The organism is Brasilonema angustatum, from assembly GCF_059505445.1.
In genome coordinates, this window is sequence record NZ_JCACKO010000061.1 from 1 (window position 1) to 21,384 (window position 21,384).

The window sequence follows — 21,384 nt, forward strand, 5'->3', positions numbered from 1 at the left end:
TAAACATAATGAGCGGGTGGATATAGACAACACGCTGGAAGAACGCTACGGGAGGGTAAAACAGGACTGGGAAGAGGCGGGATATTGGAGCAAGTCCGGCGAATGGAAAAATTATGAAAAATACCGCCTGCAGTATCAGTTAAACCGTGGCTCTGCAATGGCGACGCGGGACGCTAGCCAGAAAACACAAAGCAATGTTGCTACCCCTCCCGTCAATCGATCTGAAAAAGCTACGGAACGCGCAAGGGAGCAAGCGAAGCTGGGAGCGCGTCAAAGTCACTCCTACCAAGAGAGGGTGCGGCATAAAGAGGACTGGGATAGAAGCCGTTAAGTTTCGGCGTTCACAGTTACCCGTTTAACTTCTGAGTATCGCTCTGTAATACTACATGATTGATGCGTACTTCCGCATTTGGAAAACGGGCAGTAATTACCAATTCCCCGCCCATAGCCTCTATCACTTTCTTGAGGTGACTAACGTGGATATCCTTTCTATTTTCCATACGTGATACTGCCGCCTGCTTCACTCCAAGCCGTTCGCTTAAATCCGTCTGATGCAGGTTAAGGGCTTCGCGCAGTTCCTGAAGCGTCATTTCTTCCCGCAAGCTGCTGGTTAAAGAAGCAATCCTTGCTTTTCGTTCCGGCGAAAAATCTTTGGTAAGTTCTGAAAATGGTTTATGCCCTGTCATAACAAGCCCTCTTTCTTCAATTCTTCTATATACTCGTCGTAAAGCCTGTCCGCTATGGGTATATATTCCTCGTAAAAACGGTCATTGCCCGTTTTATCCCCTCCTATCAAGAGAATAGCGCTGCGTCTTGGATCAAACGCATAAAATACCCTTACAGGCTTGCCTTTGTGCTGAATACGCAACTCCCGCATGTGGGAATGGCGTGAGTTTGATATACCGGACGAGTAGGGAAACCCAAGGGCGGTTCCTTTCTCTGCCAGAAGGTTGACAACGGCGGTGATGCTATCTTGCATGTCTTCTTCAAGCGGTTCCCACCACTCCCCGAATTCATTGGTATATTCTACATTCCACGTCATGCTATCTTATATTACCTTGGTGTAATATTCAAGGGATATAGCAAAGAGAGTGATAGCTGTCAAACTTTACGTCTGCCGATAATACCTATTGCTGACCGCGCACCGTTCACATTGTCTCTTCCTGTCCTTAATGCTCCGAGGTGCGCAGTCACCGCTCCGCTGCAACAGGTTAAAAATGGGGGGTTGGGAGGTGTAAGGTGTCGTCTGGTTCATGGGCTGGTTTGGGGGCTGGTTTGGGATGGTTGCACCCATCCGAGCAATAAAGCAGGTGAAACCTGCGTGCATTGGCGCAGCCAATGCCTTATTGCGCTCTTAGTCTCTTCGAGCCTAAGAGGGGAGCTTCGCGCCCCTGCCCCTGACGGGTCAGCGTCGCTACGTCCCTAGGGGGAAGTCTCCCCCTGTCACCCCCTGTTTAAAACGGTGTTCGCTATGCGAACCTAGCCTTATGTATTAGCGGGGGAACTCATTGCCGTTCCCCCGTAACCCCCTAGCTAGGATATTTAGTAAAGGTGAGTTGAGTGTTGAGAATGAGGCTGCACGTAGTTGCACTCCCCTTTCACCTGGTGGTTTTGGAGCCTGTGTGCTAGAAAAAATCTAGTTACACCTGATGCTATTTATGGCGAAATTACAAGACCAGCTTCAAGAGAAATATAGTGTTGCAAAAGACGCAGCAGAGCTACAGGCGCAAAGAAAAGAAACTATGCAAAACATGGCTTTTCGTGCTTCTCAATCGCAATCACCGCAAGTTAGCCCAGAAGCTACGCCTTCTAAAAACGTGACTCCTTCCGGTAGCGGGAAACTTAGCGAGCAAGTCGGTGATCAATTGAAAGCACCGCAAGAGGAAAGACCCACAACATCAAAAGCTACTTTGCAGGATGTTAAAGATATAGGGCAGTCGCTTAAAAATCAGGGCGTGACCACTAATGAGGTTTTATCGCCAGAGTCTAAAGCCAAAATAGAGAATTCCTTTGACAACTCCGCCCAAAATAGCTCTACTATGAAAGCCACCGAACGGGCAAAGATGGAAGCAAAAGAAACGGCGCAGAACAATCAGAATACTAAATCGCAATCACACGCTACAGGATGGGAGCGGTAATCATGAAATTAACTGAACAGTTGATAGCGAACGCTAAAAAAGCCCAAACTGCTACGGATACCGCTAATGAGAAGATTTTAGATTTTTCACCGCAGGACGAGCTTTATTATCGTGCATTTTCTGCGCCTACTCCTGACCCGCTGCTACGGCTTAATATACACACTGATAAAATTCATCTGATGCCGCGCTATGATTTGCTCTACGATGTCGCTTATTCAGGAATAGGTGATTTTGTAGGGTTAATTTTTCCGCATATGCGCGTGAAGATGTTTGGGCGCAATTTAAGATTACTTGTAAAAGGGCTGTTTACTCATAGTGTGGAATGGGTACGTGAGTATGACCCGAATTTTTGGAAATTTGCTCCAGGTGACAATGTAGATATGGAGCCTTGTATTGATGAAATCATCATTGAAAGTGTATCCCTTGACCCTGAAGCTGAAATTAAAGCTAGAGCCGATAGTCAAGCGGGTAAGGATTAATAACTTGACCCTATAGGATATTTGTAAAAGGTGAGTTATCAAAATTGGATTTATTCTTCTTCCGGTAATAGTCCTGTAAGTTCTTCTAGTAGCTTCAGGGCTTTGTCATAGGTGCGGGGTGGTTTTTGCGTCTTGCTTTCTTTGGCAGCTTCTTCCGCTTCTTTCTGCCACTGTTCCACCAGTGTTTTAAGCTGCTCTATAATCTTCTTCCCTTTGATAGCATTGGTTACATCGCTTGCAGTGAAACTTACGGGTACACGCCGTAACTTGGTAGCTTCTCCGTATTTGGGCTTCCTGCCTGCTCCCGCTCTCGCGCCTCCTCTTGGCATCGCTACATCGCCTTTTTAGAATTCGTTTAATAAATTCAATAATAACATATAAAAGCTTTTTTTACTTGATTATGATTTTGTTATATAAAATCAAAGAGTGGTATAGGGACTAGGGTAGATTCATTCTAGTAATGTAAGCTGTCAATTAGCGGTAGTCTGTGAATCACGGGACATTCACACAGGCTATGAAAATCAACAGGCACGGGAAAGCAAAAATCCTTACACAAGATGAGATACAATTACTTTTCAACGAAGGGTTTCAGTCTGACCGTGACCGCGCCTTGTTCGGGGTGTGTTTGTATACAGCATGTCGCATCAATGAAGCATGTACCTTAAACACTCTGGATGTCTATGATAAAAGGATGCGTGTACGGGGTGAAATCATCTTCCGCAGGCACAACACCAAGGGAAAGTTAGCAGCCAGGGCGGTGCCGGTGATTGAGGAACTAAGGGGACTACTGGCGAAGTACCAGCCATTAAGCCGTGATGGTTTTTTATTTCCAGGACGGCACGGGAGGGGACATATTAATTCTGAGTCCGCCTCCAGGATACTGCGCGAAACGTGCGAGAGGATGGGGTTTGAGGGTGTGAGCACCCATAGTTTCAGAAGAACCGCTTTAACTCAAATGAGTAACGCAGGTATTCCGCTTAGGATTATACAGGAAGTTTCAGGGCATAGAAATTTAGAGGAATTGCAGAAATACCTAGAGGTAAGACCTGAACAGGTCTTGGGCGCGGTATCCTCGCTATCCATGCTAGGGCATGGGCGGGAGGGTTACGTCAGGAAATCGATGTTTACTAACGTAGACCCTGTGCCGGATAGAGAAAGGGTTTCAGGGGATTAGGCAAAAATAAACCTTTTAATCGCAAGGGCGGGGTACTAAGCCCCGTCCGCGAATCTTTAACCTCTTATTGCGTTGTACTGATCCTAAAGATGTAGCTTTTAAGCCGCCTTTTGCACTTACCTATATAATTTCTGATATTACCTCTATCAAAAGATAGAGTTTTCAACATTAGATACTTTTTGCAGGAATAGGTTGCTTGCTCTTTGTAAGATTATGTAGAAACTTTTGAGTCAACATGACCACAAACCATGAAAAGATTTCTCTCTTTCTTTTTAACCACTGTTGTCTTTATATTGAGTACAACGTTTCATGTTCTTGCTGAAAACGATTCTTGGGATTTCCCAAATATCTCCCCTTGGATAATTGGCACTCCTCAACCAGAATTGCAGGTAAAAATGATTGGTAGTGAGGGACTACATTCCTATGTCCTTGTTGGTAAAGTAGGAGGAATTGCTTTTGAAGCAGTTGCTATTCCTGAAAAAAGCTTAGTAAATCAGAAGATAGAGTTATCCTACGATAGTTCACAACCTGATGGAAAGCGGCTTGCCGTTTCTATTAAGGGACAAATTTATCATCCAGTTTTACCAGATTGGGAATTAGTTCCTATAGCTAACTACGCAAATAGTGAGTATAACGCTATTGTTTCTTTGTTCGGACATAATTCCGATGACAATTTTTCCCTATACTCATTTGGACGTGATCCTGGTAAAAATTTTTATAACATTACCTATCACCGAGCTTTTAATAATACTCTTCTTGGAGTCCGTTTACTTCAGGCTGATACAATCTTTATGAATTTAAATGAGTTCTGGCAACTTCCCCAGTTAAAAAACAAAACTATCTTAGGATATGGGGAAAATCAAAATTCAGTTTCAAGACAAGATTGGCAGCAGGCAGCCCAAGAAATTGACGAAGTTTTTAAAGGTGAAAATAAAACTTTTCAGTCTTGGTTATTTACTGATGTTGGTGTAAATGTTGCATTTAATACACAAGGTAATAATCTAAACCTAAGTGGTTCACCTTATTATTACTTCTGGAGATCTGACTTTACTGAGTATAAAAGACAGCGGGCTGAATATGAAAAACAGGTGGCTGAATATGAAAGACAGTTAGCAGAGTATAGAAAACAAGCTGATTCTTTGCCAACAACTCCACAGCGTAATGAAATTGTTCAAAAACATAATGCACTCGTTTCAAAACGCAATGAAATCGTTCAAAAAGCTAATAATTTACAACCAAAAGTTTTTGAAGTCTCTACTCTGACTGAGAATATGAAAGCTAAGTTTAACTCTCTCTATAAATTTAATCCTACCGTTTATGAGGCCGCAAATAGAACGATGCGTTATGCCGCATTTTTCCGATATGTTAAAACTCACAACATTAGCTCATGGCAAAAGTTTTTGAAACAACTACAAACTGTTAAGGTTGAACCTGATGTTAAAACGCCAACTGAATGGGATAAGACTCAGCAACATCATGAATTTAATATTGAGCAATATGACTTTAGGACTAAAGCAAAATAACTTCTGGGGATTCCGACTCTATTGAGTATAAAAAACAAGCTGATTCTTTGCCAATTCAACAGCATAATGAACTCATTCCAAAACATAACGCCAATTGAACGGGATAAGACTCAGCTAATTAAAACAATCAATAATAATGATAACCAAGAAGATGGAAGAGCGAAGTTTTTAGACCGAAAAACAAAGATGGAAAGAGACAGTTTTTAAGATAGTCCAATTCTGCTAACTCTTTTCGATTAGCAGCAAGATCAGGATGATTATTGCTTAATATGTTTTGTCTAATCTTTAAGGATTTCTCTAAAAGATATTTAGCCTTAAAATAGTGCCTTTGGGCAATGTAAACCGATGCTAGATTATAAAAGCTAATAGCTAGATGAGGATGTTCATTGCCCAACTTATCTTCCTGTATTTGTATGGCTTGTTTGTACAGCAATCCAGCCTTCTTATAGCGTTTCTGAGAACAGTACAAAAGTGCTAAGTTATTTAGTACCAAAGCTACCTCAGGATGCTTATCACTTAAAACTTCTTTAAGTAGCTGGAGAGATTGATTAAAAAAATTTTCAGCCTCAGGATACCGTTTTTGAAAATGGTAAACTTGTGCTAAGGTATTAAGGCTGGCAGCTACACAGAGACGATTCTCACCTTGCAACGACTGTCTTAATCTGAGCGCTCTTTGATAGCAATCTTCAGCTTCATCATACCATCCTAGAGAAATATAAACAAGTGCCAGATTATTGAGACTTTGAGCTACATCGGGATGATTCTCGCCCCACTTGCGCCTTCTTATATAGAGAGATCTCCGCCAAAAGGATTCAGCTTCAACATATCTTCCCTGAGAATAGTGAATAGCACCCAGAGTATTGAGACTTTGAGCCACATCGGGATGATTCTCGCCTAACTGACAGTTTCTTATATCGAGCGCTTCTAATAAGTGGGATTCAGCCTCAACATATCTTCCCTGAGATTCGTAGAGATACGCTAAATTATGAAGACTAGTAGCAACATTAAGATGATCTTCCCCAAAACGCTCTCTAGTTGCATTTAAACATTCTTCACACCAGGATATTGCCTCATTATAGGCGATTTGACTTTTGTAAAAATACGCTAAACCCATAAAAGGAGCAATAAAATCTTCGTCACGCAACCACCTTCTGTAAACAGTCGCGGCTTCAATAAGGTGTGGGATGGAAGAAGTAAATTCAGTGTTTTCTTGAAAAGTAGATGTATCACGTATTTTCTTGGCCATTTCTACCATTGCTTGACAGAAAATAGACTTTTGAACGTGGGCAGACGCTAAGTTATTTTGCTTGTTTCTAAGAAACTCTCGAATTAGTTGATGTAACTGACAATCATCTTCGCCTACAAACAAATACAAATTTTCTAATTTAACTCTGGCATTTTTTAATGCTTCCGAGCTTTGCTCATTCATAACCTTTTCTACCAGATCCCAAGGAATCGGAGCCAAAGCAAATAAGCTTAGCAGACAACCTAACTGTTGGGCTTGATCACTTAGTTCTTGCCAACTCATCTCAAAGGCTGCCGCTACTCCTTGTTTGATATTTAAAGTCCAAGTGGGGTCATTTTCATCCACTTCTAAAGAAGGATGACCTAGCCCTTTTTCCTCCAACAGTTGCAGCATTGTTGTCAAAGATATTCTATCCTTCTTCACACGTCGTCCTACTAATTGCAAGGCTAGGGGCAAGTATCCTAACCGTTGACACAGTTCTTGGGCTTGTGCTGACTTCTGGTTTTTCTTTTCTTTTCCAATCAACTGAGCTAGTAATTTGAGCGCATCTGATTCATGTAAAACTGATAAAAATAAAGAACTGGCTAAATTAAGTTTTAATCTGGTTGTAATTAGTACTTTAAATTGGGATAATTGTGGTGGTAGGTAGGGTTCTATATCACTATAATTCTTCACATCATCCATAACCAGAAGGGTATTCCCCTTATGCCAATGTTGCCAACACCAGCGTACCCGTTCTGGTAACTCCAAATCATTTGGAGGTTGCAAACCTAAATCTGTTTGAGCAAATTGAACGATTTGCCAACCCATATCTTCTTTTCTTGCTCGTAGCCAGCAGATGCCACCAGGGTAAGTACCTGACTTCAGATTTAACAGTGAATATTGAATTGCTAATTCAGTTTTTCCAACTCCTCCCATGCCTTCCACAACGGCAGCAATAACTTCACTATGATTGCGTTGTAATTGTTGGTGGAGGCGTTCTAATTCCTGATCTCGTCCTACAAACTCATCTGTACTGCTAGTAGGAATATTTTGTGGAAAACCTGTTGGTTTAGGAGTATTATTCCAATGGATAAAAATTTGAATAATTTTTCCTATTATGATGTCACGACCAGCCCGAACATTCTCTAAAATTCTTTGTCCAACTTGAAAATTTGGATCGTTAGTCATGCTTTTAAGCTTCTTGGTTTAAATTGCCCAAATCAATATTTGCAGCTTTGACCCCTTTTAGCATTTCTTGCTCAACTGAACCATCGCGCATGGCTTTTTGGCTGATGTCTTTGGCTTTTAAATCGCCACTTAGTTCAATCTCGCTCAAAACTACTTGACGTATCCTTTCATCTTGTGCTTGTAACTGCTGGACTAATTCCTTCAATTTTTGAGTGAATGCTTTATCTGCATCCATCTGGGTTTGCAGTTCATCTTGTAGCTTTTCTTTATTCCTTTCTGTAGGTTCATTTTCTGCTCGTTTCAGCAATCCTTCCATTCCTTCTGTCTTAAACTTTTCACGAATGGTATTTACTAATTGAGCAAATGTATCAGTAACGCCTTTAGTTAAAGTTTTTCCACCTTCTTTGATTGCCTCCGAGAAAAATAATGAGACAATTACTGCTGACGTCAGAGGTTCTACCATCTGCTTGCATTTAGATTTAGTAGTTATGGAAATAGTATACAACCTCACATTAAATTTTCCGGATTTTTAAATGAACTTCGACTAGGGATCATGAACAAGTGTAGTCAAACAAGAATTAGTCGGGGATTTAACTCTATAATCGATTCCGGTAATCGTTTAGTTTTATCCGCTAGCTCAAATCGGGGTACGTGACTGTTTAAACATTCTCACAAACGACCGTTTTTGAGAATGTCCGCATGAAGGTCATTGGCTTACACAACTATAGGGGTTTGCCATTCTCATAAATGGTTCTTGTTCTGTAAATTTCTAAAGTCTTCATCGTATATCCCTTGCGCTCCTTAGCCGTGCGTTGCTTTATAAAAGCTTGCTCTGCTTCTTCCATGCTTTGGTAAAAAGTCGTGCGCATCTGGCCGGCACGGCCTATCCTTCCCCATTCACGGGTTAAGCATTGATTTCCGAATAGGTCGGGCTGGATATCCAGGCGGTAATAGCGCTGCATGTTCTTTACTGGGTCTATACGATAAAGGGTTACGCTACTCATGGTTATTCTCTTCTTTCAGGATTTTATAAACGGTTGCCCTGCCAATGCCTAACTTTTTGGCAATCGCGCTAGCACCCAAATTTTCAGCTTTTAACTGCAATAGTTTTTTGCGGTCAACGGAGCGCTTACAACCGAATTTTACGCCCTTGGCTTTGGCTTCTATCCTGCCTTCGCTCGTGCGCTCTAATATCCGCTTACGTTCTGCGTCTGCGACTGCAGCAAGAATAGTAACCACCATTTTCCCCATTTCCCCTTCGGTACTAAGATGGTCATCCAGAAACCTTACATATACCCCTATTGCGTCAAATTCTTTAATAAGCTGGATCATGTCTGCGGTGTCGCGCCCTAACCTGTCCAGCTTGGTCACCAGGATAATATCGCCCTCTTCCACTTTCATTTGCAGTAGCTTCAGCCCTGGCCGGTCGGTGGTGCTTCCAGTTGCTTTATCCGTAAATATTCGTGACGGATTTACATTAGCTTCCTGCAATTTCTTTACCTGCAATTCTAAGGATTGCTGGCTGGTTGAAACACGGGCATAGCCGAAGAGGCGCATTTTGTCTCCTAAGTTGATTAGGAGACAAAACTGTCTCCTAATTACTGATTTACGATTTAAGAGACAGTCTATACGCTTTTAATTTCAATGTCTCCTAATTTATAAATTAAGAGACAGTGTGAATAAGCAAAAAGGAGGTTTTATTTTGATGATGGCAACACTTTTAGGCATTGCTGCGGCATATCCTGAAACGGGACATGAAGGCATTTTGAATCGTAACACATGGCGTTACGTTATCAGGCCATACGGTTGAGTTAAGGGAATTTATTTGTTGAGGCAGGCAGCGGCAACAGAGAATGCAGGGGGTACAGGGAGAGAGAAAAAGCCTTAGCTGAACCGTATTGCGCTTAAAAGTGTATATTGTTTATTATACCTGTAAAGACTGGTGGTCCTAATAACTCTGGAGTATTTAGGTTGGTCAAACCTAAACCTACATTTTGGTAAAGTAACGCACAACCATTAGTAGGGGTAAAAGCTATATTTACTAAGCTATAAGGGGTTTTATGGTATTGCTCAATTGCATTACTAAGATTTGGTGGAATATTATTCTGACTTAGATAGTATTGAGTCGTATTATATATAATTGCAAAACCTCCATTAGGGCTGAACGCAACAGTATTAATTACAGTTTGAATTGTTGCTGCTTGTTTATTTAAAGCTAGAAGTTTATCATTAGCCTCTTTTGGAAAATTAATACTGGGAGTAAAACCATTTTTGTCGTATACAATTACCCACGCTCCATCAGGAGCAAACGCAATAGTTTGGATAGTTGATTTTTTATTATGTAAAGTCAGAAGTTGATCGTAAATCACTTGTGGAAAATTGTCACTGGGATATAAACCGTTATTGTTATAAACAATTACCCATTCTCCAGCCGGTGTGAACGTAATACTGTTAATAACATTTCTTGAGTCTTGGTCATGTAACATCTTAAGTGTATCAACGGCTTTTTGTGGAATATTTTTCGCATTATAATTATTATTGCCATAGAGGATTACCCACCCTCCATTAGGAGCGAATGCAATAGCCTTAGGATTTATCTTTTGACTATCTAAGCTTTGAAGCGCATTAACTGCTTCGGTAGGAATCCCTAATTGAAACGAATCAGCCAAAGCCTTTGAAGAATTTAGGACAATAGGACACAAAGCTCCTATTGCTATGGATGCACTTGCAAGAAAACTACCACCAACTTTTAGAAACTGCCGTAATAAAAAATTTTTAGACATGCTGCTCTCCAGATAGATGCAAAGAATTGGTATCGTTATCTATTCCGGTATTCTCCCACTAAAGAGCGTTGCATTGTCAATCATAAGAATGCAAAAATCAGTATTTTTACTGTTTTATTTGTAAAATCTCTCTAAAGGTAGATAGATATATAAGACAATTGTACTAGCCAAATCTCTAAGCTATGCAGAATAAGCAAAAAATGAAACTAAAACATGTAAGCACGTTAAACCGTCGATGCAGGCCGGAAAATGACAATAGCGGAGGGGAAAGTAGCGCTGTTGGTCGCGCCGCTAAATTTTAGACGTCCACGCAGGTAGCGGATTTCAGCATACGGTAAAACATAGTCATGCCACCAGGTTGTGCAACTACGCGCTGGCAACAAACACACAATCGTTGCGCCCTTGTTTGCGCTCTCATAAGCTTTCTTTATCCAATGGCGCAGTTGCGAGCCGTAAGGCGGGTTAAGCCAGCACACGCCTTGCCATTCCTGCTTTAGAGCATCTATCACCGGAGTATAGAACGCGCTGCATTTAGCATTGTGAGGTAGCGCGGCCAGATCTAATTCAAAGTTAAATTCCTCATTGAGCGGGTCAAATATCTCTTGTGGGGTTTCCCATTCCTCTTTCGTGCTGCGCAGGATAACCGCTACGCCTTTCTTCCTCCGGCGGTAAGCCCGTTGCTTTTCAGCATTGCTGCGGTATATTTTGGAACGGGGCATTAGGAGGTTTCTGAAACGTAACACAGGGCGTTACGTTATAGGGGGTGTTTGAGGACGTGTCTACCCATTAATACAAGCTGGCTATCTTAGTCGCTCATTGTTATTTTTAGCACTTAGGTTTACTTAATTTTCTAAAACCTCTTCCAAGTCCTCATTTTCCAAAGGCTTTCTAGCAGTATGACGCACTGCCAGGATATACACTATGCTATTTTGGACTGTGAAGATAATACGGTGTTTCTGATAGATAAAATGCCGCACTTCTTGGGTAAAGCTGTCCTGTTCCGGTATTTTTGAACAACGCTCTGGGAAATCCTTGAGGGTATCAATTGCAATCATAATGCCGTTAAACCATTTTTCAGCGGCGGCAGGGCTGCGTTCCTGTATCCATACATAGTGTTCTTCAATATCCTGGGTGGCTTGTGCGGAGAGTTCAACCTGAAATGCCATGTTTGTTCCGCATCATGGTTTCAAAATCTCCTAAAGAGATGGTTTTACCGTCTTTTACGTCCTGTAAACCTCGCTCTATCGTCTGAACCGTCTCAAGATAATCAAGCCGATCAAGAAGGGTTTGATAAGCTTGTGCATCCTGTATCACCACCTCTGCCTTTCCATTAATGGTTAAGATTACAGGTTCCTTTGTTTCTTTCATTTGCTCAATGAACTTCGGCGTATTACGCTTGAAGTTAGAGAGAGAATCAATATCACGGCTAATATCCATAACACGCCCTGCACTAAATTTGATGCAAATCTGATGCTAACGTATTTTGAAAGGATAAGCAAGGTTATTCTCTGGCTATACAGTCGCTTCTGATTTCGTAATACGAATTCTATAAATATTGTTTTATAGGATGGGGAGCAGGTGAGGGACTTAAGCTGGGCGGATGGGAGGCGTGCCGTATGCCTTTATCCCAAAAACCAGATTCCCAGATTCATAAAGTCCCTCTACGGCAGATTAGAAACCAGTACTGAAATGTCTATGATATAGCGTCTACAATTTTGTCGCTTAAATGGAATTCGTTATTTAAAGCAGTACCGATTGCATACCCAACTTTAAATGCAGTAACCAAGTATGATAGATTTCCACCATTAACCCCTTGCATTTCTTCATCGGTTAGTTCAACAAGTTCATCATTTAAGTCTGCAATTGTAACTTTAGCCATGTGTATCTTTTCCTTTCAGAAAAAGTTGTTTATTTACACATTTGGTATTCATTCAGTATGGGTGTGTTTCCGGAAGACTTGCTGGTAATTATTTTGGCTAGGACTGGATTGGGGTGCTGTGGGGTGATTTGGATGGATGTAAACGGGTTTATAGTTTTACGCAATTTTTATACTCATACCAAGTTGCGTTCTGTTGTAATAATTTGTGGTTAGGGGAGATTGCTTCAGTCCACTTCGTTTCGCTTGCAATGACAAGGTAGCTACGTTATTTACCGGAAGCGTAGCAAGCGCACGGCGCACCTCTACGGCAGCTTATTCCGAGTGATCTGTATTACTATTTCAGTGACTTAACTGTGTTGAACGTGGAGAAAAGCAAGCTAATTTACGAACAGTGATTAAATAATAAGCAATCCGTGTAAATCACTATCCCGCCAGTTGTTAAACACTTGCGAGATATCTTGTATGCCGAATAAAGGCTCTCACAAGTAAAAATTAAGGGGCTTTGCTGCCCCTGATAAAAGCGACGGTTATAGTGATGGGCTAGGGTTAGAGAGCTATGTTGTTCATAATGTAGTAATGATTTAATCGTTGTTCAACTTTTTTCTTATCATCCTTTTTAGCCACAGATAAGGCGCGTTCAAACAGGGCGAATGCTTTATTCTCGTTAAAACCTGATCGATCACCTAAGGCACAATATTCGTAAAGATCGCCATATCTGTAAGGAATTTCAAAGTTTTTGGGATACTTCACTAGCAACTTTTCATAAAGGGCGAAGCAATCCGTCTTATGTCCTTGCCTTAATAATCGGTTTGCTTTAGATAAATACTCATTAATTTTTTCGTCCCGCGATTGCTGGTTTATACCTTTTGGTTCACCCTTATCACAATGACACAATTGATAGTCATATAAGCGTGACTCATCCTCAAAACCAAAACGTTCTGCTAGCGCTGCTACTACGTGATAGGGAACTTCTTCCACCTCAACATCTTTACAATCTTCAAAGGAATAATCCTCATCCAAATCTAGCATCTGGCGAAGTTCATGGGCGGTAATATCTACCAAATAATGATGCTTTATATATTTTCCCCATATACCCAGTGAATTTGAAGAATTATCTATGTCACGAAGCTTGTTATCTACCGCTGTTAATTGAAAATAACCCATTTTTCTGTCCTCTTGAAAACAAGAATGATGAACTTTAAAACATGGGTAGAATGCACTGAATTTTTACTTAACTTACAATAACATATTGAATAAAATATAAGTAGCTTTTTAAACAAAAAACTCCAATTTTTTTGAGGATTTTTTTAATAGATAAATGTACAAGTGAGGGAGTGAGGGCACGGGTCAACGTGCTATTTAGAATAGACGTGGCGCGCGCGCTCCCTCACTTGGTAAAGGGGAGTTCGGAGGGGCAGGAAAGCCCCTCGCGGTTGGTTAATACTCCCCTTTAATTAATCTAAGAGGGATATTAAAGTCATTGCCTGCATTTGATAGTAGCATTCTTGATAGGATGCTCTAGTGTACATGCTTTCAGGGCTATATCCCTTTATAATGTCAAAGCTTCCGTTTTTCAGTTTTATCAATGAAAAAACCACCATTATCTTTTTACATACCGGACATTCAACGGGTTGCTGAAAGCGTGGTAATTTGTGCTCTATGACGGTTTTCTTGAAATTGGACAAGCTGAATGTATTAGACATATAACCTTTAGAGATTTTTCTCGTAAAGCGGGAGGTTCGCTGATTGAAAAAAGCGTGAGTAAACCCGCACAAAACGTGAAGAAACCTATACTAAAGATAAAAGCTTGTAAATATTTATTTACTTTTTAGATGCTATATAATGCTTTAAATGGTGCTTAATATTCCATTTTTTAAGCTATAATGATAAAGACAAAATAAGTCATCTAAGACTCCGGTGGTAAGGCAGATGCTCTTTTTAAAAAGAGCATCTGCCATTGCTTTTAATTGCCAATTACCACCATTTCGCTTTGTGCGATTTAGGCTCATTCGCCCTTAATCTCGCCATGTAATTGTCATACTCGGCTTTTTCTTCGGGGCTGTATGTCTCGCTTGCAGATGGTGTTTTAGTTTCAGAGGGCGCTTGTATGTTAATGATGTATTTCACTGCATACTTGGCGGGTTCACCCTCTTTAGAACTTTCCTTAATGGTGTAATTATCGCCTATGTGGAGATTTTCCACCTTGTCGTAGTTGATAGGTTCTGTCATGGTTTTAAAAAAGGGATAACTGTATATAATCACCCGTAATCATGTCGCTAGGCTTGATATTCAGCCCTTGCACTTGATAAACGCAGCTCGTTAATTTTCTGTGATTTAACACTAGTTCGGCGTGTCTTCTTTGTCCTGCTAAAGGCTCAAAACTATAGCGCGGTGCTCTGATTGAGGCGAAAGGGTCGCTGCCTTTATAGCGGTAGAAAAACCCGTAAATTTCATAGACAGCGCGGCGCGAAAGCGCGGTGCTGTCATACACAAGGGACGTTTGTAGCATTTTACGCTTGTGAAAAAACCCAAGAAAGGTACAGGTTTTTTCCAGGCGGGTCAAAGGTTTTTACTATTGCGCACTGTAGCAACCGTGCTCATGGCTCAATCTGTCTAAGGGGCAGGTTAGAGGGGAGGCGATTACTGCTACTGTCTGGATGGCGCAGGATTTCTCCATCAATAGGCATTCATGCCAGTAGTCAAAAACCCGTATAACCGTGTTAGTTGCGTATCCTTCTTTCTCGCCTGGTTCCAATCTCCAAACGATGTTCACAACTCGCTCGGTTCGGTAGCCAATAGCAATAGAAAGGTAAAAAAGTAAACAGCGTATCATGGTTAAAACAGCGATAATTGTGTGTGGTTTTCCGTCACGGTGTCGTGTCCGCTTACGATCATGTCTTCTATGACATAGACGCTGGCTAGCTTGCTTGAATTGAGGATTAAACCCGTATGTCTGCGCTGTCCATTTAAAGGCTCAAATTCATAGCGCGGTGCTTTCGCGTTGGTATTGATGCCTTTAAAGCGGTAAAAACAGCCGTCAATTTGATAGAGAAAGGTTTTGGAAAGTCTGGCCGCATCATAAACTGGGGATGTTTTCATGGTGTTCTCCTCGCTGTGCGCCTTGTTTTACGCTGCTTTTTAGCGTGTTGGGGTTGGCGCTCTTGCCAGTAATCCCAAACCCGCTTTAACCACGCTCTACCGTAGGGCATGGGGTCAAGAATATTCGCCACAGCCTCAAACCTTATGGCGCGGTCAAACGCTTCTTTTCCGTCCTTAAACCCTATATGCTGACGGTAATAGTCATATTCCCTGATGGCGCACTCGCGAAAGAAATTTGCCTCACGCTCAAACAGCCGGAAAGGTCGCTGGTAGTTTAATAGTTGCGGCTCCTCATTCATTGAGCCATTTTTCAAATTGCGCTTTAATGTAGTCATGCTCTTTAGTTCCTTCCTTCACTCCCCAGGTTTTGGATACTACGGTGTCTATCGGCTCGCCGTCCTGCATGAGGTAGCTCGCCTGGATAAACTTATCGGAAACGTTAATTTCCGTCATGTCGGCGGTGTCATCCCCTCCGGCCAGTTCCGCTAGGGCGCGGATTTCTTCTCTAAATAACTGCTTCTGCGCTTCCGAAAGCATCGCCCATTTATGCTTGACTTGCGTTAACAAAAATTCCTTGTTTGCTTTCTGGTCAATGGTCTTAACTTCTACGTCAATCTCGTCGCCCTGGACTGCATCTTCTCCTAAAAGCATTGCCATACCACCAGCAAGCAGGCCACATAGCAGCACAAGGATTTTCTGGAATTTATAATCGCGGTAAATCTGCGAAACTTTAAATGCTTTGTCCTTATTCAGCCCGTAAGGGGCTTGCAGGTCGGAGTCCGTTAAGATAAACACTTTGTCATAGGGCTGCTGGAACTGGTTTAGCTCGCGTTGCTTCCACACTTCCACATTCTGCAAGGGATAGCTGAACGAAGCGAACAGGCAACCTATAGACAAGAAGCTTAAGCCAATAAATAATCCTTTCTGCTTAGCGACGGGTTGCGTTTTTTCCATGTGTCCATTGCAGGTAAAGAGCAAACAGGATAATGGGGATTGCCAGTATCAGCATGATGCTTTTGATAATCTCTTCGCTGTTCCAGCGCCAATAAACCTCTATGAGATCCCAGTATCCGCCTATCCACCCTATGAGCACGGCAGCGCTAATGATACGCGCGGTTGTTCTGTTGCCCTCTGCGTAAGAGATGATGTACAGGCAGTAGCCAACAATGGATAGCCGCAGCATGAGGATGGGGAAAAAGAACACGGGATTTAAGCGGGTGATAAAAGCTACCAGGCAGGAAAGCCCCGCGTAAAGGCATAGTTCATTAATATTCTTCAGGTGTCTTAGCATGAATGGTGTGGCATTGATGCTATATCAATGCCAGATAAGGATTAGACACTGTAGGCGGAGTCAATGAACGCCTGCAGTTTTTCTTTACGGTCTTTTTTGTAATTAATCCGCTTAGTTTTGGACTCGGCCATCAGTTTATTATTGGACGCCGCGACCTGATATTCCACGTCAATAATCCGCGCTTCATTGCCGTAAACGGAAGTTTCGTAGTGCTCCTCATAGGCGGCGGTGCGGCGTTCTACTAACTCGTTTCTAACGTTGGTGCGGTGCTCCAGCTTGGTTGCTTTCGCGCCGTACCGCGCCATTGCAAGAAAGATTTCGGCGGTTTCCTGGTCTAGCTTTTCCTGATGTTTCAGCGCCGCTTTGGTTACATTTTTATGGAAGTCTGCCAGCTTAAGGTCGGCGTTTAAAACTTGACTTACCAGCTTCATGAACTCCGGCAAGAGCTTGCTGTTGTTGCTCACCATGTCCGCTACTTTACGCAGCGCTTTTAGATTTTCCGGCGTGGCTTCTTCCAAACTCATATTTCCTACATCTATAGGAAAGGCATACATATTTGAAATATGAGTAAGTTTCGCGGCTACACCTGCAGGTATCATCGCCCTGGCGCTTGCCTGTATCGCCGTGCCTGCCTTGAATTTTCTAGTGAATTCTACGTTTTGGGTTTGAGCATTTCTTTTGTCGTTATTCGCTCTACTGGGAACGATGTTTGTTTTTGCCGCATAGGGCACGATTGACTCTCTAATATCCATGTTTCTTACTCCCTTGTTAGAGTGATGCGGTACGTTTTCCCGTCTTCCCGTAGGACATAGCTGTAATCGGCTTTTAACTCGCTTGCCATGCGTATGAGGGGGGACAGGTCAAAAGCTGGGGCGTTTACAAAAGTCGCTTTCCCTTGGTTGGTCAGGGTTTGATTAACACGGCTAGCCAGGTCTTTCTTGTTGGTTGCCATAGAAAGTTAGCGCTGCTTAGGATTGGTGACCGGAGTGGAGAGGAAATCGCTTACCAGGCTTAAATACTCTTGGTAACGCTGTTCGTCTTCTGTGGTTTGTGGCTTGGCGATACGCTCGACGACATTAAAAGCCTCTTCCGTGTTGCGGGTCATACGCGCTAATGTTTCCCCGGTCTGCGCGTAAATGTCCTGTTCAAACTTGTGGAGAATATCGCTATGGGTCTGCGTGAGGCGCTGCAAGCTTTTGATGTGATGCGTGAGGAAGATGGCCACGTTACGCCGTAGCAGGTCTTCCCCTAAGATTTCTATGACTTGGGCGGTTTCGGTCAGTTCTTCATCCGCAGCAGCTACCACCATACCGTTACCTTGGGGCGCGGTTAGTTCTTGCTCTGCTTCCGGCTCCTCTGTTGTTAATACTGCTTCATTTTCGGGCGGTTTCTCTGATTCCTCCTCCTCGCCTGGTGGCAGTGCTGCGACTTTTTCAGCAGCAGCGGCAAGCGCCGCGTCCAGCTTTGAGATATGGTCTTGGGTTAGATCGGCTGGGGTTTCTTCCAGCACCACGTTGCATAGTTCGTTTACTTGCTTTAGAGTAAGTTTTCGGGATTTCGCAAAGGTTTTAATGTTCATCGCTTACGTTGTCTAGTTTTTACAAGCGTTGCTATTTGCTGCTGGGCTGGCGGCGTGTAGAAAATTGTTTCAAATTCCTCCTTGCTGAATTTCAAAGAAAATTCGTAGTCTTGAGTCAAAAAGTAAGTGAGTTCCTTCTTGGAAAATAATCGTAAATTCCAGCCAATCTTCCCCAAAATCCAGCATTGGAACCGGGTTAAGGGATAGCGAGTTATTGACTTATTATTCGCTTTCGGATAGTCCTCCTCATACTCCGGTAAAGTGTCAAGCGCCACCTCGTCGTAATTGAGAATGGAACGGCGGGAAATGCCATACAAGACAGCCAGTTCCTGCTTGGTCGTTAATTCCCCTAAAGATTGAATATTAAGCGGTTTCATGTTGCAGGTTGCACTCTCGCTTCACTATCTTTCACTATATCATTTATTATTTAATTATTTAATTATTTAATTACTTTATTCAAGAAATAAATAGGCATAGTCTTCTGTACTTAAGGAAGAATTTCAGTAAAATAAAACATTGTTATTTAATGTATTTTTATGACGGGTGAAAAAATCAAAGTCATTAAGGGCGACCTTCCAGAGTCGCTGCATATGCGCTTTAAGATACTGTGCGCTAAGAAAAATCGCACAATGGGCGACGTAGTAGCAGAAATTATAGAAGCATGGGTTTTAGAACAGGAGAACGAAGAAAAGGGGAAATAGTAGCTAAACACCTTCCTATATTTCCATTTATGATTTTGATTAACGTAATCATAGATAAGTAAATAATTAGCTTTTGAATATGATAAACAAAATCTAAAGCGGCTACCAGGTAAGCTTAAAAATAGTTTGATAATGTAGTACACAATCAAAAAGAGGAAATAAAGACTTATGCTACAGGGTAATCTGTAGGAAGTGCAACGTGAATGCAGTTTCATTCACGTTTAACATGCACCGCGCGTGAACTGCGCCTGCAAGTTACGTGAGTTGCACTCTTGTTTGCACGTCAAGAGCAAGATAGGTGAAATTGACGGGCAACCGCTTGACTTTTCACAGAAAAATATGCTAGGCTGGCAACGCACGTGTAAAAAGCCTCCAATCAAAAGATTTATCCTTTGACTGCTTTACACCCTGACAGCACATTATGAGAATGACACGTGGTGATATTGGAGGCATTTCTAATTGCACTAGAAACATCAACGCTTTGGTGGTAAGTTTCGCTTTACAAGCGTGTTGATAGATTTCTGCTATCATGGTCAGAAAAAACTTTTGACGCTTGTGTGGGCTTTTAATGGCTAAATAGAAGGTATTGGTTTTGGTACTCATAAATAATGAGGCAACCTTTGTTTAAAAGGTTGCCCCTCACCTTTGCAGTCAACGGCTTCCCAGCCTGTACCGCTGGTCAATAAAATCAGAAAAATTACCTTTTGTAAATACCTCTAACGGGGTTAGGTGCAGATACGGGGATAAGGTCGGACTCTTGGAAGATTTCTTCATTTTCAATCATGAAGCAATCGCTATTTAGCACTGTATTGATTGAACGTATGTTTTTTACAACGTAATGCCACCCTTTTATCTCGTTATTGCGCTTTTCTGGGGAGTAATACAATCCAAGAATAACGCCGTGGCTTTCATGGTTCATCCATTCCCATTTCACTAGGTCGCCGAAGCTAAAACGCGGTTTACCCCAAGACTCAGGGGTAGTGATGCTATTGATAGTGGTTTGGAATTCTGGCATGATTGATTTGCTCCTTTCGTACTGTGATTACGTGAGGTTTAGACGTGCCTGGTCGGGTGCTGGTAACATCCGGCTAGGGGCGCATATTCACTTTTTACTATCAGTATTATAATAGAAAATTGCATTTTAAAAGTGCATAAATTCTGCTTTTTAAGTCACCTTTTTTAAATATCCTAGCGGGGGGTTGTAGGGGGGTTGGCAATGAAACCCCCCTACCTGATATCAAAAACACTATGTGACGCAGTAGCGGCACTCCGGTTTAATAAAAAATGCTATGTGAGCGAAGCGAACACTTTTTTATTGCGATTTATCCACAGGTTAGCGGTAAATTATTCACAAGCTGCTGCTTCTTGATAGCGTGTAGAGTTACCCACCCCTGCCTCCGCCAGCGTTAACGGGTTCGCGCTTTGGCAGGCATGGATAACTCTCCTTTTTTATATTTATAAGAAGAGAAAATTATTAACTTATTGTTTTATAACAATTATTTTTTCTAAAAATTCCGCGATTTGCGGAAAAAATTCCGCGATTTGCAAAATAAATTCCCATTTTTAGCTTGAATAATTTGGAAAAAAGTTTTATTGATTTGGAAATAAATTCCAGAAATGGGGGGTAGAAATGCGGAACTTTTTAGAGCCTTTAGATGAAAAACACGGAATACCCATTTATCTTTCTAACCCTAGTATTCCTGATGTTGCAGAAATAAAGAAGGGGAAACGCGCTCAAATCGGGACAGAAACCAAAGGGTTAGTAGTTGATACAAGTTCAGGTGAAATTTTAGGTCATGGCGGCGCAATCGCTTATGAATGGGAGGAAGTAGATAAAGAACGATTTGTCAAACTTTACCTTTCAGGATTGAAGCAGGCGGCAGGGCTTAAGAAAGCGGGTTTATCGGTCTTTGAACTGGTTTATAACCACTTAAGAAACAGAAAAGAGCAAGATACTGTGCCGCTTGATGTCAAAACTTCAGGGCTTGCAAAGACTACCTATTACTCAGGCTTACGCGAACTCTTAGAGAAGCAGTTTCTCTTTAGAAGTCCAAACCCTGGGCTGTTCTTTGTGAACATCCGGTTTATGTTCAATGGGGATAGGCTGGCTTTTGTCAAGGGGTATAAACTTAAAAGTAGCACTGCAAATAATCAAAATCAGCCGCAACTGCCAGGGTTTGAGTAAAGTAACTAGCTTTGAACCGCCAGCCCAGCCAGCCCCTTAAACCAGCCCCCAAACCTGACAACGCCTTACACCTGCCAGCCCAAATACTATAAAACTTGACATAGGGGATGTTTTTATAAATAGTTGCTTCTCCTTAT

32 protein-coding genes are annotated in these 21,384 nt (G+C 42.0%); 8 read left to right on the forward strand and 24 right to left on the reverse strand.

What is annotated here, in order from left to right; genetic code table 11:
- Nucleotides 1-331: hypothetical protein (locus AC5JM2_RS12795; RefSeq protein ID WP_495835252.1), on the forward strand; the 331-nt coding region annotated here is incomplete at its 5' end.
- Between the two features lie 16 nt (nt 332-347).
- On the opposite strand, the gene AC5JM2_RS12800 is transcribed toward AC5JM2_RS12795, so the two are convergent.
- On the reverse strand, nt 348-686 hold the full coding sequence (locus AC5JM2_RS12800; protein ID WP_495835253.1) for a helix-turn-helix domain-containing protein: 339 nt from the start codon (nt 684-686) through the stop codon (nt 348-350).
- Nucleotides 683-1,042: a type II toxin-antitoxin system RelE/ParE family toxin gene (locus AC5JM2_RS12805; protein WP_495835254.1), complete on the reverse strand. Its 360-nt coding sequence runs from the start codon at nt 1,040-1,042 to the stop codon at nt 683-685. The genes AC5JM2_RS12800 and AC5JM2_RS12805 overlap by 4 nt, the downstream gene beginning before the upstream one ends.
- A gap of 616 nt (nt 1,043-1,658) precedes the next feature.
- Here AC5JM2_RS12805 and AC5JM2_RS12810 point away from each other — a divergent pair.
- Both AC5JM2_RS12810 and AC5JM2_RS12815 read left to right on the forward strand, forming a co-directional pair.
- The gene (locus AC5JM2_RS12810) at nt 1,659-2,138 is read left to right on the forward strand and encodes a hypothetical protein (protein ID WP_495835255.1); all 480 of its coding nucleotides are present in this window, start codon (nt 1,659-1,661) and stop codon (nt 2,136-2,138) included.
- Between the two features lie 2 nt (nt 2,139-2,140).
- Nucleotides 2,141-2,617 (forward strand): hypothetical protein, encoded by a 477-nt coding sequence (locus AC5JM2_RS12815; RefSeq protein WP_495835256.1) that lies wholly within the window; start codon nt 2,141-2,143, stop codon nt 2,615-2,617.
- A gap of 50 nt (nt 2,618-2,667) precedes the next feature.
- On the opposite strand, the gene AC5JM2_RS12820 is transcribed toward AC5JM2_RS12815, so the two are convergent.
- Nucleotides 2,668-2,946, reverse strand: coding sequence for a hypothetical protein (locus tag AC5JM2_RS12820; RefSeq protein WP_495835257.1), 279 nt, complete (start codon nt 2,944-2,946; stop codon nt 2,668-2,670).
- A gap of 185 nt (nt 2,947-3,131) precedes the next feature.
- Here AC5JM2_RS12820 and AC5JM2_RS12825 point away from each other — a divergent pair, with 185 nt between their 5' ends.
- Both AC5JM2_RS12825 and AC5JM2_RS12830 read left to right on the forward strand, forming a co-directional pair.
- Nucleotides 3,132-3,791 carry a tyrosine-type recombinase/integrase gene (locus AC5JM2_RS12825; RefSeq protein WP_495835258.1) on the forward strand — a complete coding sequence of 220 codons (660 nt, stop codon included), beginning with the start codon at nt 3,132-3,134 and terminating at the stop codon, nt 3,789-3,791.
- Between the two features lie 248 nt (nt 3,792-4,039).
- Nucleotides 4,040-5,314, forward strand: a complete 1,275-nt coding sequence (locus AC5JM2_RS12830) for a hypothetical protein (RefSeq protein ID WP_495835259.1) — start codon at nt 4,040-4,042, stop codon at nt 5,312-5,314.
- Nucleotides 5,315-5,441: 127 nt separating this feature from the next.
- Here AC5JM2_RS12830 and AC5JM2_RS12835 read toward each other — a convergent pair whose 3' ends face one another.
- From AC5JM2_RS12835 to AC5JM2_RS12850, 4 genes are all read right to left on the reverse strand, one after another.
- On the reverse strand, nt 5,442-7,730 hold the full coding sequence (locus AC5JM2_RS12835) for a tetratricopeptide repeat protein (protein ID WP_495835260.1): 2,289 nt from the start codon (nt 7,728-7,730) through the stop codon (nt 5,442-5,444).
- A gap of 4 nt (nt 7,731-7,734) precedes the next feature.
- Nucleotides 7,735-8,193: a hypothetical protein gene (locus tag AC5JM2_RS12840; RefSeq protein ID WP_495835261.1), complete on the reverse strand. Its 459-nt coding sequence runs from the start codon at nt 8,191-8,193 to the stop codon at nt 7,735-7,737.
- Between the two features lie 259 nt (nt 8,194-8,452).
- Nucleotides 8,453-8,734: a WGR domain-containing protein gene (locus tag AC5JM2_RS12845; protein ID WP_495835262.1), complete on the reverse strand. Its 282-nt coding sequence runs from the start codon at nt 8,732-8,734 to the stop codon at nt 8,453-8,455.
- Complete coding sequence (locus AC5JM2_RS12850; protein ID WP_495835263.1) at nt 8,727-9,287, reverse strand: recombinase family protein; 561 nt, start codon at nt 9,285-9,287, stop codon at nt 8,727-8,729. Before AC5JM2_RS12850 ends, AC5JM2_RS12845 begins: the two co-directional genes overlap by 8 nt.
- A 118-nt stretch (nt 9,288-9,405) precedes the next feature.
- Between AC5JM2_RS12850 and AC5JM2_RS12855 the strand changes: the two genes are divergently transcribed.
- Nucleotides 9,406-9,540 (forward strand): hypothetical protein, encoded by a 135-nt coding sequence (locus tag AC5JM2_RS12855; protein WP_495835264.1) that lies wholly within the window; start codon nt 9,406-9,408, stop codon nt 9,538-9,540.
- 94 nt (nt 9,541-9,634) lie between these two features.
- Here AC5JM2_RS12855 and AC5JM2_RS12860 read toward each other — a convergent pair whose 3' ends face one another.
- From AC5JM2_RS12860 to AC5JM2_RS12935, 16 genes are all read right to left on the reverse strand, one after another.
- Complete coding sequence (locus AC5JM2_RS12860) at nt 9,635-10,513, reverse strand: hypothetical protein (RefSeq protein ID WP_495835265.1); 879 nt, start codon at nt 10,511-10,513, stop codon at nt 9,635-9,637.
- A gap of 224 nt (nt 10,514-10,737) precedes the next feature.
- Nucleotides 10,738-11,232 carry a DNA N-6-adenine-methyltransferase gene (locus AC5JM2_RS12865; protein WP_495835266.1) on the reverse strand — a complete coding sequence of 165 codons (495 nt, stop codon included), beginning with the start codon at nt 11,230-11,232 and terminating at the stop codon, nt 10,738-10,740.
- 123 nt (nt 11,233-11,355) lie between these two features.
- Nucleotides 11,356-11,679: a type II toxin-antitoxin system RelE/ParE family toxin gene (locus AC5JM2_RS12870; RefSeq protein ID WP_495835267.1), complete on the reverse strand. Its 324-nt coding sequence runs from the start codon at nt 11,677-11,679 to the stop codon at nt 11,356-11,358.
- Nucleotides 11,663-11,950 (reverse strand): type II toxin-antitoxin system Phd/YefM family antitoxin, encoded by a 288-nt coding sequence (locus AC5JM2_RS12875; protein ID WP_495835268.1) that lies wholly within the window; start codon nt 11,948-11,950, stop codon nt 11,663-11,665. The genes AC5JM2_RS12870 and AC5JM2_RS12875 overlap by 17 nt, the downstream gene beginning before the upstream one ends.
- A 256-nt stretch (nt 11,951-12,206) precedes the next feature.
- On the reverse strand, nt 12,207-12,392 hold the full coding sequence (locus AC5JM2_RS12880; RefSeq protein WP_495835269.1) for a hypothetical protein: 186 nt from the start codon (nt 12,390-12,392) through the stop codon (nt 12,207-12,209).
- Between the two features lie 546 nt (nt 12,393-12,938).
- Entirely contained in the window at nt 12,939-13,556 is a 618-nt protein-coding gene (locus AC5JM2_RS12885) for a hypothetical protein (protein WP_495835270.1), read from the reverse strand.
- A gap of 810 nt (nt 13,557-14,366) precedes the next feature.
- The gene (locus AC5JM2_RS12890; protein WP_495835271.1) at nt 14,367-14,621 is read right to left on the reverse strand and encodes a hypothetical protein; all 255 of its coding nucleotides are present in this window, start codon (nt 14,619-14,621) and stop codon (nt 14,367-14,369) included.
- Nucleotides 14,622-14,625: 4 nt separating this feature from the next.
- Nucleotides 14,626-14,955 (reverse strand): hypothetical protein, encoded by a 330-nt coding sequence (locus AC5JM2_RS12895; RefSeq protein WP_495835272.1) that lies wholly within the window; start codon nt 14,953-14,955, stop codon nt 14,626-14,628.
- A 272-nt stretch (nt 14,956-15,227) separates the two neighbouring features.
- On the reverse strand, nt 15,228-15,491 hold the full coding sequence (locus AC5JM2_RS12900) for a hypothetical protein (protein WP_495835273.1): 264 nt from the start codon (nt 15,489-15,491) through the stop codon (nt 15,228-15,230).
- Nucleotides 15,488-15,826, reverse strand: a complete 339-nt coding sequence (locus AC5JM2_RS12905) for a hypothetical protein (protein ID WP_495835274.1) — start codon at nt 15,824-15,826, stop codon at nt 15,488-15,490. Before AC5JM2_RS12905 ends, AC5JM2_RS12900 begins: the two co-directional genes overlap by 4 nt.
- Complete coding sequence (locus AC5JM2_RS12910; RefSeq protein WP_495835275.1) at nt 15,783-16,445, reverse strand: hypothetical protein; 663 nt, start codon at nt 16,443-16,445, stop codon at nt 15,783-15,785. The genes AC5JM2_RS12905 and AC5JM2_RS12910 overlap by 44 nt, the downstream gene beginning before the upstream one ends.
- A complete protein-coding gene (locus tag AC5JM2_RS12915; RefSeq protein ID WP_495835276.1) occupies nt 16,420-16,782 on the reverse strand; it encodes a hypothetical protein in 363 nt (120 codons plus the stop codon). Before AC5JM2_RS12915 ends, AC5JM2_RS12910 begins: the two co-directional genes overlap by 26 nt.
- A gap of 41 nt (nt 16,783-16,823) precedes the next feature.
- Nucleotides 16,824-17,534 (reverse strand): hypothetical protein, encoded by a 711-nt coding sequence (locus AC5JM2_RS12920; RefSeq protein WP_495835277.1) that lies wholly within the window; start codon nt 17,532-17,534, stop codon nt 16,824-16,826.
- A gap of 5 nt (nt 17,535-17,539) precedes the next feature.
- On the reverse strand, nt 17,540-17,734 hold the full coding sequence (locus AC5JM2_RS12925) for a hypothetical protein (RefSeq protein ID WP_495835278.1): 195 nt from the start codon (nt 17,732-17,734) through the stop codon (nt 17,540-17,542).
- A gap of 6 nt (nt 17,735-17,740) precedes the next feature.
- Nucleotides 17,741-18,361, reverse strand: a complete 621-nt coding sequence (locus AC5JM2_RS12930; RefSeq protein ID WP_495835279.1) for a hypothetical protein — start codon at nt 18,359-18,361, stop codon at nt 17,741-17,743.
- Nucleotides 18,358-18,738, reverse strand: a complete 381-nt coding sequence (locus AC5JM2_RS12935) for a hypothetical protein (RefSeq protein ID WP_495835280.1) — start codon at nt 18,736-18,738, stop codon at nt 18,358-18,360. The genes AC5JM2_RS12930 and AC5JM2_RS12935 overlap by 4 nt, the downstream gene beginning before the upstream one ends.
- Nucleotides 18,739-18,897: 159 nt before the next feature.
- Here AC5JM2_RS12935 and AC5JM2_RS12940 point away from each other — a divergent pair, with 159 nt between their 5' ends.
- Nucleotides 18,898-19,062 carry a plasmid partition protein ParG gene (locus tag AC5JM2_RS12940; protein ID WP_495835281.1) on the forward strand — a complete coding sequence of 55 codons (165 nt, stop codon included), beginning with the start codon at nt 18,898-18,900 and terminating at the stop codon, nt 19,060-19,062.
- Nucleotides 19,063-19,759: 697 nt separating this feature from the next.
- On the opposite strand, the gene AC5JM2_RS12945 is transcribed toward AC5JM2_RS12940, so the two are convergent.
- A complete protein-coding gene (locus AC5JM2_RS12945; protein ID WP_495835282.1) occupies nt 19,760-20,077 on the reverse strand; it encodes a hypothetical protein in 318 nt (105 codons plus the stop codon).
- A 615-nt stretch (nt 20,078-20,692) separates the two neighbouring features.
- On the opposite strand from AC5JM2_RS12945, the gene AC5JM2_RS12950 reads away from it, so the two are divergent.
- Nucleotides 20,693-21,247: a hypothetical protein gene (locus tag AC5JM2_RS12950; protein WP_495835283.1), complete on the forward strand. Its 555-nt coding sequence runs from the start codon at nt 20,693-20,695 to the stop codon at nt 21,245-21,247.
- Nucleotides 21,248-21,384 lie beyond the last annotated feature (137 nt).

Bases quoted from the DNA above. Each gene is read 5' to 3' on its own strand.
- AC5JM2_RS12950 (WP_495835283.1), top strand. From the start codon at position 20,693: ATGCGGAACTTTTTAGAGCCTTTAGATGAAAAACACGGAATACCCATT.
- AC5JM2_RS12840 (WP_495835261.1), bottom strand. From the start codon at position 8,193: ATGGTAGAACCTCTGACGTCAGCAGTAATTGTCTCATTATTTTTCTCG.
- AC5JM2_RS12870 (WP_495835267.1), bottom strand. From the start codon at position 11,679: ATGGCATTTCAGGTTGAACTCTCCGCACAAGCCACCCAGGATATTGAA.
- AC5JM2_RS12925 (WP_495835278.1), bottom strand. From the start codon at position 17,734: ATGGCAACCAACAAGAAAGACCTGGCTAGCCGTGTTAATCAAACCCTG.
- AC5JM2_RS12890 (WP_495835271.1), bottom strand. From the start codon at position 14,621: ATGACAGAACCTATCAACTACGACAAGGTGGAAAATCTCCACATAGGC.
- AC5JM2_RS12800 (WP_495835253.1), bottom strand. From the start codon at position 686: ATGACAGGGCATAAACCATTTTCAGAACTTACCAAAGATTTTTCGCCG.
- AC5JM2_RS12945 (WP_495835282.1), bottom strand. From the start codon at position 20,077: ATGCCAGAATTCCAAACCACTATCAATAGCATCACTACCCCTGAGTCT.
- AC5JM2_RS12880 (WP_495835269.1), bottom strand. From the start codon at position 12,392: ATGGCTAAAGTTACAATTGCAGACTTAAATGATGAACTTGTTGAACTA.
- AC5JM2_RS12910 (WP_495835275.1), bottom strand. From the start codon at position 16,445: ATGGAAAAAACGCAACCCGTCGCTAAGCAGAAAGGATTATTTATTGGC.
- AC5JM2_RS12865 (WP_495835266.1), bottom strand. From the start codon at position 11,232: ATGCCCCGTTCCAAAATATACCGCAGCAATGCTGAAAAGCAACGGGCT.
- AC5JM2_RS12810 (WP_495835255.1), top strand. From the start codon at position 1,659: ATGGCGAAATTACAAGACCAGCTTCAAGAGAAATATAGTGTTGCAAAA.
- AC5JM2_RS12915 (WP_495835276.1), bottom strand. From the start codon at position 16,782: ATGCTAAGACACCTGAAGAATATTAATGAACTATGCCTTTACGCGGGG.
- AC5JM2_RS12930 (WP_495835279.1), bottom strand. From the start codon at position 18,361: ATGAACATTAAAACCTTTGCGAAATCCCGAAAACTTACTCTAAAGCAA.
- AC5JM2_RS12875 (WP_495835268.1), bottom strand. From the start codon at position 11,950: ATGGATATTAGCCGTGATATTGATTCTCTCTCTAACTTCAAGCGTAAT.
- AC5JM2_RS12830 (WP_495835259.1), top strand. From the start codon at position 4,040: ATGAAAAGATTTCTCTCTTTCTTTTTAACCACTGTTGTCTTTATATTG.
- AC5JM2_RS12905 (WP_495835274.1), bottom strand. From the start codon at position 15,826: ATGACTACATTAAAGCGCAATTTGAAAAATGGCTCAATGAATGAGGAG.
- AC5JM2_RS12920 (WP_495835277.1), bottom strand. From the start codon at position 17,534: ATGGATATTAGAGAGTCAATCGTGCCCTATGCGGCAAAAACAAACATC.
- AC5JM2_RS12815 (WP_495835256.1), top strand. From the start codon at position 2,141: ATGAAATTAACTGAACAGTTGATAGCGAACGCTAAAAAAGCCCAAACT.
- AC5JM2_RS12860 (WP_495835265.1), bottom strand. From the start codon at position 10,513: ATGTCTAAAAATTTTTTATTACGGCAGTTTCTAAAAGTTGGTGGTAGT.
- AC5JM2_RS12850 (WP_495835263.1), bottom strand. From the start codon at position 9,287: ATGCGCCTCTTCGGCTATGCCCGTGTTTCAACCAGCCAGCAATCCTTA.
- AC5JM2_RS12845 (WP_495835262.1), bottom strand. From the start codon at position 8,734: ATGAGTAGCGTAACCCTTTATCGTATAGACCCAGTAAAGAACATGCAG.
- AC5JM2_RS12805 (WP_495835254.1), bottom strand. From the start codon at position 1,042: ATGACGTGGAATGTAGAATATACCAATGAATTCGGGGAGTGGTGGGAA.
- AC5JM2_RS12935 (WP_495835280.1), bottom strand. From the start codon at position 18,738: ATGAAACCGCTTAATATTCAATCTTTAGGGGAATTAACGACCAAGCAG.
- AC5JM2_RS12820 (WP_495835257.1), bottom strand. From the start codon at position 2,946: ATGCCAAGAGGAGGCGCGAGAGCGGGAGCAGGCAGGAAGCCCAAATAC.
- AC5JM2_RS12900 (WP_495835273.1), bottom strand. From the start codon at position 15,491: ATGAAAACATCCCCAGTTTATGATGCGGCCAGACTTTCCAAAACCTTT.
- AC5JM2_RS12940 (WP_495835281.1), top strand. From the start codon at position 18,898: ATGACGGGTGAAAAAATCAAAGTCATTAAGGGCGACCTTCCAGAGTCG.
- AC5JM2_RS12885 (WP_495835270.1), bottom strand. From the start codon at position 13,556: ATGGGTTATTTTCAATTAACAGCGGTAGATAACAAGCTTCGTGACATA.
- AC5JM2_RS12835 (WP_495835260.1), bottom strand. From the start codon at position 7,730: ATGACTAACGATCCAAATTTTCAAGTTGGACAAAGAATTTTAGAGAAT.
- AC5JM2_RS12825 (WP_495835258.1), top strand. From the start codon at position 3,132: ATGAAAATCAACAGGCACGGGAAAGCAAAAATCCTTACACAAGATGAG.